Raw genomic sequence first — 2541 nt, 5'->3', positions numbered from 1 at the left:
GGCACCCGCCTCGCCCTGCGCGACGCCGTCCTCGGCCGCCCGGACGCCCCCGCGCTGACCGGCGTGGACGTCGACGTCCCGCCGGGCGGGATCCTCACCGTGGTCGGCCCGTCGGGCTGCGGCAAGTCGACGCTGCTGCGCACCCTGGCCGGGCTGCTGCCCCCGCTGTCCGGGACCGCCGAACAGGACGGCCGGCGCATCGAAGGACCGGGCGCGGACCGCGCGCTGGTCTTCCAGGAGGACGCCCTGCTGCCCTGGCGCTCCCTGCGCGCCAACGTCGAACTCCCCCTCGCCATCCAGGGCCTGCCCCGCGCCGAACGCCGGGAACAGGCCGCCGCCTGGCTGGAGCGGGTCGGACTCGCCGCGCACGCCCGGCAGTTGCCGCACCGCGTCTCCGGGGGCCAGCGCCAGCGCGCCCAGCTGGCCAGGGCCCTCGCCGCGCGGCCCCGCGCCGTCCTGATGGACGAGCCCTTCGGCGCCCTCGACGCCCAGACCCGCGCCGGCATGCAGGACCTGCTGGTCGAGGTGCTGGACGGCACCGGCGCGACCGTCGTCTTCGTCACCCACGACGTGGACGAGGCCCTGTTCCTCGGCGACCGGGTCGCCCTGCTCGGCTCCGGCCGGCTCACCGCCGTGCGCGACGTGCCCCGCACCCGGGACCGCACCGCGCACGACGACCCGGCCCGCACGGCGCTGCGGCGCGACGTCCTGACATCCCTCGGCACCTGAAAGGCCCCCTGGTGGAGATCCCCGCCCTCACCGACGCCGAAGAACTCTCCTGCGACGTCCTCGTCATCGGCGGCGGCACCGCCGGCACCATGGCCGCGCTGACCGCCGCCGAGCACGGCGCGGACGTCCTGCTCCTTGAGAAGGCCCACGTCCGCCACTCCGGCGCCCTCGCCATGGGCATGGACGGCGTCAACAACGCCGTCATCCCGGGCCGTGCCGAACCCGACGACTACGTCGCCGAGATCACCCGCGCCAACGACGGCATCGTCGACCAGTCCACCGTCCGCCAGACCGCCACGCGCGGCTTCGACATGGTCCGGCGGCTGGAGTCGTACGGCGTCAAGTTCGAGAAGGACGAGCACGGCGACTACGCCGTCCGCCAGGTGCACCGGTCCGGCTCCTACGTGCTGCCGATGCCGGAGGGCAAGGACGTCAAGAAGGTCCTGTACCGGCAGCTGCGGCGGCGCGAGATGCGGGAGCGGATCCGCATCGAGAACCGCGTGATGCCGGTGCGGGTCCTGACGGCGGAGGGGAGGGCGGTGGGCGCGGCCGGCTTCAACACCCGCACCGGGCGGTTCGTGACCGTCCGCGCGGGCGCCGTGATCCTGGCGACCGGCGCCGCCGGCCGGCTCGGCCTGCCCGCCTCCGGCTACCTCTACGGCACCTACGAGAACCCCACCAACGCGGGCGACGGCTACGCCATGGCCTACCACGCGGGCGCCGAACTCACCGGCATCGAGTGCTTCCAGATCAACCCGCTGATCAAGGACTACAACGGCCCCGCCTGCGCCTACGTCGCCAACCCCTTCGGCGGCTACCAGGTCAACCGGCACGGCGAACGCTTCGTCGACTCCGACTACTGGTCGGGCCAGATGATGGCCGAGTTCGCCGCGGAGGTCGCCAGCGACCGCGGGCCCGTGTACCTGAAGCTCAGCCACCTCCCCGAGGAGTCGGTCTCCGCCCTGGAGTCGATCCTGCACTCCACCGAACGCCCCACCCGCGGCACCTTCCACGCCGGCCGCGGCCACGACTACCGCACCCACGACGTCGAGATGCACATCTCCGAGATCGGCCTGTGCGGCGGCCACTCCGCCTCCGGCGTCCGCGTCGACGACCAGGCCCGCACCACCGTGCCCCGCCTCTACGCCGCCGGCGACCTGGCCTGCGTGCCGCACAACTACATGATCGGCGCGTTCGTCTTCGGCGACCTGGCCGGCGCGGACGCCGCCCGGTACCGGCCGTACGAGGGCGAGTTGCCGGCCGGCCAGCTGCGCGAGGCGCACGAACTGGTCTACCGCCCGCTGCGCAACCCCGACGGCCCGCCGCAGCCCCAGGTCGAGTACAAACTGCGCCGCTTCGTCAACGACTACGTGGCCCCGCCGAAGACCGGGGCGCGGCTGTCGCTCGCCCTGGAGTCCTTCGAGCGGATGCGCGAGGACATCGCCGCGATGGGCGCGCGCACCCCGCACGAGCTGATGCGCTGCGCCGAGGTCGGCTTCATCCGCGACTGCGCGGAGATGGCCGCCCGGGCCTCCCTGGCCCGCACGGAGTCCCGCTGGGGCCTCTACCACGAGCGCGTCGACCTCCCCGAGCGCGACGACGCGAACTGGTTCCACCACCTCGATCTGCACAAGTCCCCCTCCGGTGCGATGGAGTTCACGGCCCGTCCCGTGGCTCCCTATCTGGTGCCGGTCGACGAGTTCACGCCGGTCGGCGGCCCCTCCCGGCACCTCGGCGAGGTGCACCCGGAGCAGGTGGCGACGGCCGGCGCCCGCGACGCCGCGCCCGTCGCCGCGGGCGCGCTGCCCACGG

At 74.2% G+C, this 2541-nt stretch carries 2 protein-coding genes; both read left to right on the top strand.

Annotation, left to right across the window (positions count from 1 at the left end; translation table 11 throughout):
- A partial coding sequence (locus tag GTW67_RS28645) for an ABC transporter ATP-binding protein (protein WP_161167660.1) occupies positions 1-729 on the top strand: 729 nt, incomplete at its 5' end.
- A gap of 11 nt (positions 730-740) precedes the next feature.
- Positions 741-2541, top strand: a 1801-nt coding sequence (locus GTW67_RS28640; RefSeq protein ID WP_161167659.1) for a fumarate reductase/succinate dehydrogenase flavoprotein subunit, incomplete at its 3' end; no start/stop codon positions are given.

The organism is Streptomyces sp. SID5910 (genome assembly GCF_009862125.1).
Taxonomy (GTDB): domain Bacteria; phylum Actinomycetota; class Actinomycetes; order Streptomycetales; family Streptomycetaceae; genus Streptomyces.
The sequence above is the reverse complement of the archived record's forward strand: the minus strand, read 5'-3'. Positions and strand labels throughout refer to the sequence as shown.